Origin of the sequence: Vibrio sp. 10N.261.55.A7 (assembly GCF_002877365.1) — a bacterium.
Lineage (GTDB): Bacteria > Pseudomonadota > Gammaproteobacteria > Enterobacterales > Vibrionaceae > Vibrio.
Genome location: NZ_MCWZ01000002.1, coordinates 20233 through 27845 on the forward strand (window position 1 = coordinate 20233; position 7613 = coordinate 27845).

Annotated in this window: 5 protein-coding genes; 4 read left to right on the forward strand and 1 reads right to left on the reverse strand. The window is 42.7% G+C overall.

Annotated elements, in window-relative coordinates; all coding sequences use genetic code 11:
• The first annotated feature begins 206 nt into the window (after positions 1–206).
• The 4 genes from BCU12_RS00290 (at position 207) to BCU12_RS00305 (ending at position 6351) form a co-directional block, all read left to right on the forward strand.
• Positions 207–2702 (forward strand): EAL domain-containing protein, encoded by a 2496-nt coding sequence (locus tag BCU12_RS00290; protein WP_102402417.1) that lies wholly within the window; start codon positions 207–209, stop codon positions 2700–2702.
• Between the two features lie 71 nt (positions 2703–2773).
• Positions 2774–5242 (forward strand): EAL domain-containing protein, encoded by a 2469-nt coding sequence (locus BCU12_RS00295; RefSeq protein ID WP_102402418.1) that lies wholly within the window; start codon positions 2774–2776, stop codon positions 5240–5242.
• Positions 5243–5389: 147 nt separating this feature from the next.
• Positions 5390–6070 carry a hypothetical protein gene (locus BCU12_RS00300; RefSeq protein ID WP_102402419.1) on the forward strand — a complete coding sequence of 227 codons (681 nt, stop codon included), beginning with the start codon at positions 5390–5392 and terminating at the stop codon, positions 6068–6070.
• 80 nt (positions 6071–6150) lie between these two features.
• Positions 6151–6351, forward strand: a complete 201-nt coding sequence (locus BCU12_RS00305; RefSeq protein WP_102402420.1) for a DUF4250 domain-containing protein — start codon at positions 6151–6153, stop codon at positions 6349–6351.
• Positions 6352–6475: 124 nt separating this feature from the next.
• Here the strand turns inward: BCU12_RS00305 and metR are convergent, their stop codons facing one another.
• Entirely contained in the window at positions 6476–7387 is a 912-nt protein-coding gene (gene metR / locus BCU12_RS00310) for an HTH-type transcriptional regulator MetR (RefSeq protein ID WP_102402421.1), read from the reverse strand.
• Positions 7388–7613: the final 226 nt, after the last annotated feature.

A 7613-nucleotide genomic window follows, 5' to 3' on the forward strand; every position in this document is an offset into this window, starting at 1 on the left:
ATAGCGACTTGTCGCCAGAGTATCTAGTTTAGTTGAATCAGTGACAAAATCTTTAGGGAAATAGTTGAAATAACCGCCCATATAACCGCGTTAAAACTAATGTTTTCAACTATATTCATAATAAGGGCTGTGGGCGAAACAAAACCAATAAATAAAAACAACGCTCTTTATGTTAATTAAAAGTAGTTTGGTCAGAGGGGCTGGGAATGGATTCGGATAATAATGTACTAGAGAACAGCGGGATAACTGAGGAAACGTTTGAAATTGTCGATCAAGGACTTAGCTCATGGGTATTGCATGAATGGAAGTTGAATCTTGAAAAGCGAGAATTCACTTTTGATAAGGTGCCTTTGGAATCTCTGTTGAATGCGCCTGGCTTAATATCTTCAATGGATGATGTGTTGAGCTATATGCCTCCTACGCAACAAAATGAAGTGAAGGATGCGCTTGTTAAGGTGCTAAAAACCGGGAAAAGTCAGTACATTGACTGCATTTTTATGCCTAAGGAAAGTGGCTTCGTTCAAATTGAAATCTTTATGGAACGGCCTGAGAAAAACGTCGTTTGTGGAACATTTCGCCCCCTAATAGGGATATCTTCATTAAGCGATATTTGTGAAGTTTTCCAGGCCGTATTTGATAATCAGCACCATGGAATCTTAGTCACGGATAGCGATACGAGAATACTGACATGCAATCGCCATTTTGAGCAATTAAAGGGATACCAAAAGAACGAAATTCTTGGTTTGAAAGCCAGCATATTTAACGCGGGTAAGCATTCTCCAAGTTTCTATAAAGACATGTGGACTCAAATTGAAGATAGAGGGTATTGGACCGGTACCATACTCAGTCGTCACGCATCAGGATCCGTGAGTCCACAGGATATGACTCTTCAGAAAATCGTCATGAATAATGGAAGAACATATTATCTCGGGTCATTTGTTGATCTTTCCGATCAGCTTTCTCGTGTATCGGAAAAAGGGCTAGGTGGTGTTGATCTGTTAACTCAGTTACCAACGAAAGAGAAGTTTACGGAGCTGCTCGAAGAACTGTGCAGTTCAAATGCCGTTGAAAGCCGAAAAGTGGTCATTGCTCTACAACCTAGTTTTGAAGATCACATATTGCTGGAATATAGACAAGTGCTCTCCAATATATTATCTCGAAGCCGTTCTAGCAGCATTGTTGGTTATCTTTCGAGTGGCGTGTTTGTTGTGTGTGTTGAAAGTGTGTCACGAATTGGGCTGAGCGGCCAACGCTCGATGATGCAGTCTATTCGTCGATTTTTCAAAGAGATAAAAACAGAAGCTGGCTATATACATAAGGGCGTTATTACTGGGCGAGTGGGCGTGTCAATCATTGGCTATGATACGGATGTCCCTAAACGAGCCATTGCCCATTCGATGCAAGCCATGATGGAAAATCCACCGAATAGCCACTCAAACATAAGCTTCTACCATAGTAAAACGCATCAGGAGTTAGAGCGTAAGAAGCGCCTTGAAGATATTGTGAAATCTTCCATTATGAATCACGAACTCTGCGTTCATTACCAACCTATTATTAATGCTAACACTTGGGAAATTGATAAATTTGAAGCACTTTGCCGTTTTCCTAGTATTGATGGCATCGATTTTACAACGCAAGAAATGATCAACCTTGCTGAAGATTTAGAGCTGATTCCTAAACTGGATGGTGCGGTTGGTGTCATCGCATTGGGGGATTTGCAAAACATCCGATCTGTATGTGGTGACGGAATAGGACTCACGATCAACCGTTCTTTGAATACACCGCTAGGCACAGAGCAAGTTCTTCAAGACACTTTCAATATGTTAGAGCAGCATGCAGACCATTTTGAATCGATAACTATTGAGTTAACAGAAAGCGCCTACTTTGAAAGTAGCCCCCGCCAAGGAGAAGCACTTCAAAGCATGAGAGACAAAGGGGTTAGCATAGCCATAGACGACTTTGGTACGGGTTATTCATCGTTCAGTTATCTGCGTAATCGTCATTTTGACATGTTGAAAATCGACCGTGAATTTGTAACGGATATTCAAAAAGGGTCGGATAAGTATCATATCGTCAAAATGATTACTGACTTGTCTCATACATTAGGCGTTAAAGTGATTGCTGAGGGGGTCGAGACAGTGAGTGAGCTAACGGTTCTTCGATCTCTTAACATAGATTACATGCAGGGCTTTTTGTTTTCTAAACCTTTAGCTTTAGAGAATATAGAGAATGCACTCAACTATAAGACAACGTTGGCCGATGAGTTGGAAACGTTTAAACACACAGCAGAAGCGACGACTTTATGTTCTCTTGCATCGCAGGATATAACCGTGTTGGAACCGGAAATGCCGCTCTATTTGGTTAATGAGACGATTGGAACGATGCCATCTGGCGCTTTTCCCATCATTGTGAATAAACGTTGTGTCGGCATAGTTTCGCAATCGGACGTGAATTTGCATATGACACCGCAAATGGGCACAGACTTGGAAAGCACTAAAGAAGCTGCAATCTGGCGTAGGCCGGTGAACCAACTGATGCGAACAACATTTTCAAAGGTTGACAGTCGTTATTCATTGGACAACCTAGGTCGCCTATTGGAGGAGAAGATTCCTTTTCCTTGGGTGCTGGTCAATGACGTTGGGAATTATAAAGGGGTGGTCGAATCCAACGCAGTGATGAATCACTTGCTGAAAATACAATGATTGTTACCTCTGCTACTTGGTGAGTTTTGTTCTAGGATTAATAGTACTTATATTCCCATTAGGATGTCGTTTTGGCACTGTCTCAACACGCTAAATTGTCCCCTTTGTATACCCAAAGCTCTCTTCCTTATGTGGAATGGCAGTGGCACATTAATGACAAAGCCTTTGAAATTAATCGTGAAGAGTGTGAAAAAGCGTTTGCTTCTAGTCTTCCGCCTTTGCCAAAAAGTGGCTTAATTTCATGTCTTAGCTTTGATGATCAGGAAATGCTGTTTAAAGCCATTGCGCGCTGTCAGCACCATCAAAGCGTTCAGACATACGCTTGCTGTTTATCGCTCGATAAAGGCAAGGTGTGTTATGCGGAATTTCATATTTTCCCTAGCACAAGTGAGGTTGTCCGCGGTCATATCTACCCGTTTCTCTCTATACCTTCAACAGGGCAAACATTCGCTTCGCTGTTTAAACAAGTCTTAAACAACCTACATCATGGTATCGTCATTACCGATAGCGAGCGTAACGTCTTGCTGCTCAATGAGTATTTTGAGCAGCATACGGGCTATTCCAATTTACACTTGGTTGGTCAACCAGTGAACAGTATTCATTCCGATAAACACAGCGATGATTTCTATCAGCGAATGAGGGATGAAGTTTCTGAAAAAGGCAATTGGAATGGGGTGGTATTGATTCGCACGTTGGATGGTAAAACCGTCCCTCAAGAGCTGACGATACAGCGCCTTGTACTCAGAGAAAGGATCTTTTATCTAGAATGGTATGTTGATTTATCTTCTCGTCTTTACCGAGTTTCTGATATTGAAAATGGCGGGGTTGAGCTATCAACGCAATTGCCAACGGAGTCTCAATTTACCAAGCGTATTTCGACTCATTGGATGGAAACCAGTGATGAAAAAATCATTATGGTGTTGGCGTTTGTTCCTTTGTTTGATGAAAGGCATGAGTTTGAGATGAAGTCTCATCTTTCTGAACAATTAGCCATCAACCAAATGAGCTTCCAGGTGGGGTATATTGGCAGCAACCATTTCGTTGTTGCATTGGAGTGTGACAAAGTCTCAGGCCCTAGCCAGGTGAGAATAATACATCAAAGCATTCGCCGCTTTTTCAGTTCAATGAACGTCAGTGCGGGCGAGAGTATTCACCAAGCTATTATTAAAGGCAAGGTAGGCGTGTCGATACTCGGGCACGATACCAACAACCCTAAATCGCTGGTTTCTCATGCGGTGCAAGCCATGCTAGAACGAAGCTCTCAAGCTAAGGGGATGATTACTTTTTATCATGGTGCGATTCATCGAGAGGTGATTAGACGAAAAGAGATGGAAGATCTCTTAGTCAGTGCGGTCAAAGGGCAAAAAATTGAAGTGTTTTACCAGCCGATCGTTGATACGCACAATTGGGATATCGTTAAGTTTGAAGCACTGTGTCGATTCCGTGATGACAAAGGTAAGCTAATGAATACCCAAGAAATGGTCGCGATAGCGGAAGACTTAGGGCTCGTCGCTGATTTGGATTGGTGTGTTGGCAAACGAGCTTTGGGCGACTTGGTGCATATCCAACAGCAGTTTGGACCAACGATAGGTTTGACGATCAATCGCTCACTTAACACTGAATTGGGAGCGGAAACGGTGCTAAAAAGTGCCGAAGAGATGATAGAAAGTTTTGCCAAAACACCGCACCTGGTGACCGTTGAGTTGACCGAAAGCGCCTATTTCGATAGTGAATCAAGCCAGTCTTCCTTGATAAAGAATATTCGTCAGCATGGTGTGAGTGTTGCGGTTGATGATTTCGGAACGGGCTATTCATCATTTACGTATTTGAGTGACTGTAACTTTGATTTATTAAAAATAGACAGAGAGTTTGTCACGGGTATTAAAGTTGATTCGCATAAGTATCATATCGTAAAAATGATCACCGCTTTGTCTCATACTCTTAATGTCAAGGTGGTGGCTGAAGGGGTTGAGACACGGCAAGAGTTGGAAGTACTGTGTGGGATTGGTATTGACTACATTCAAGGTTACTTCTTTTCTAAACCACGTCCGCTCAAAGAGCTTGATCAAGCATGGAACTATCAAGCGCAATTGGATGATTTTTTAACTCGAAAATCTAGCGCTCGTAGCATGGGGATATTGAGTATATCTCAGCTTCATATACCGACGATGACTCCGTTAGATACTCTCAAAAAGGCAAAGGAGTATCTCGATTCTCCACAGTTAAACCTTGTGGCCTTGCCAGTGTTGGATGGCAATCAATGTATCGGTGTTATTGATAGAGAAAACCTTAATTATTACCTTTCGCCTACTTTAGGCTCCAAGATTGAGACAACGCAAGATCTGTCCATCTGGAAAAAGCCTCTTAGCCAAATCATGCGTACCGACTTCAAGACAGTGCCATACGAAACTAAGGTTTCTGATATTGCTGGGCTACTCCATCAAGGGGCACAGCCACCGTGGGTGGTCGTTGGAGAGTTAAACGCTTATCTAGGCGTTGTAACGCAGCAAGACCTACTGAAATACTTTGCTAAATCTTAATCTCCAATTTGTTTTTTGCTGTAGTGACCAAAAACGGTTTCTATCGGTGCCAGCAAAGAATGCTGTGTAATTTACCGTTATCGAAATAGTGTTGGTCTGTTATCATCACACCCCATTGCGTGTCATTCCATTTTTATAGTGAATTCTATGGTCCAATATCTACTGTCTCTTTTCCCTGCGATGCTTTTGGGTACGCAGCTTGTGTTAACCATCATTCTATTGAAGGGTGACATTTGCCCTGGCCAACGAGGTCGAATTCATAAAACGTTGCCAGCAATTGGTGTGCTTTGGTTAGCCGTTGCTTCGTTGAAAATTGAAGCATTTATGGTGGTATTTGCGCTTTTCTATTTCTACTCACAGGTGAAAACAGGGAAAACACGCGACTCTGGACCGGTTTGGCTTCTTTACCTTGCCAATGGTCTAGCGTTATCGTTTGTCGGTATTCAAATATCTATGCAGGCAACCACCGCTCAGTCGCTGGCTTACTTTGTTTTGGTTTTTTTATTGGGCGCGAGCTTTTCTCACCTATTACTCACCATCGCGCGCACTCGATTACAAGCATTCCATAAAATCTTGCCGGTTACTGGCGTCATCGCTGCCATGGCGTTTGTGATGAGTGTTTTGGTTGCGTTGTTTGGTGTTGACGAGGCTCAATTAGAAATGATGTTAACGCCTCTCATTGTGGTTTTTGCACTTCTCATTATGGGTGTTGCGTCATCATGTCTGCACTTAGTCACTTCAAAAGAGATCAATAAAGTGCCGCTCGCCATCGCTTTGTTATTGCTGCTCAGTTCTGCAACCTTATCATCAGGTTTGCTTGCGGTTTAGATCTCCATCACTTCTAGATTGAAATTCGATGACTACACTCATTAGGTTTATACCTTAATTGCCTGTAGAGGAGTGTAGTGATGGATCTGAGTAATGTTAATCGTTTAGATAGCGTAATCCTTCTCGGTATTGTGAACGAAAAGCTGCGCCTTGAGTGCGATAGTTTCGAAGATTTGGTTAGCATGTATGAGATGGATGTGGAAAGTTTGGTGGGAAAATTAGATGTGCTTGGTTACCAATACGATCCATTAACCAATCAGTTTAAGTCTTACCAGCGCTAGCGAGTCGGGCAAAACGAACTGAACTAGGCAAAGAAAAAGAGACCGCTTTGCATTTTAGGCTAATGGTCTCTCTTGAGTCAGGTATTCGCGGAACTTTAGCGAACCATTTTGCTAAAAATAGACACTAAGCGAGTTTTATTCCATCAAGGTGGCTCTTACACTGCTGCCTCGCTGTCGAGAAGAATGCTTGTAGATAGCGCTTGTCCTTCTCAGAATTTCTTGTTGCTGCAAATAGCCGCCTCCACAAGCCATCCCCTAATGGTTTACTGCTGATTAGCCCTTGTCGAGAAAACTCACTGATCGCCCAGTTTGGTAGTGCGGCGACACCCAGTCCAGCAGAAACCATCTGTACTAACATTAAGGTATTATCCGCTTGTTTCCATTTCTGAGGTTCTACGCCTGCTGGCGTTAAAAAGTGCTTCACAATATCCAGTCGCTGTTTTTGAACGGGATAAGAAAGCATGGTTTGATCGGTGATATCGTTAGGCTCAATGGCCGATTTACTCGCCAGTGGGTGATTAGTTGCCGTGATAAGACGCATTTCAAAATCAAACAATGGCTCGTAATGCACCTCTGAACGAGGCTGTATGTCTGATGTGATCACGAGATCAAGCTCTCCTGCCATCAAAGCAGGCAAAGGCTCAAAGCCAAAGCCAGACGAAAAATCTAACGTGACACTTGGCCAGGCAATCTGATATTCCTTTAACGCAGGCATTAACCATTGAAAGCAGGAATGGCATTCAATGGCCATATGCAGACGGCCATTCACGTCCTCTTTAAGGCTCGCGAGGTCGTTTTCAGCCATGGCAAGCTTGGGAAGAACTTCATTGGCCAGTTTCAGCAAAATGTCGCCTTCGGACGTAAATTTGACGGGGCGAGTCTTTCTCAAAAACAATTGCCCACCAATTCTCGATTCAAGATCTTTTATTTGATGAGAAAGCGCTGATTGAGTGAGGTGCAAAGCCGTAGCGGTCGCGGTTAACGAACCTGTCTCTCTAAGTGACGTTAGTGTACGCAAATGTTTAAGTTCAATCATGAGTTCCTCTCATCTTCCTTGACGTGTCATTAGCAACTTTAATCTACTCGCAAAAATCAGAAGTGTAAACATCTAGATGGCTAATTGATTTCTCATTATGAAGAAAATTAATAAACAAGGTGAATAAATGGACATTGTTCATGATCGGCAAAGGCGAGATAGTTTAGCCATCCAGAGCTCTTCAAGAGTACATCGAGAAGAGTCAATCAGAATGACTGAATTATAA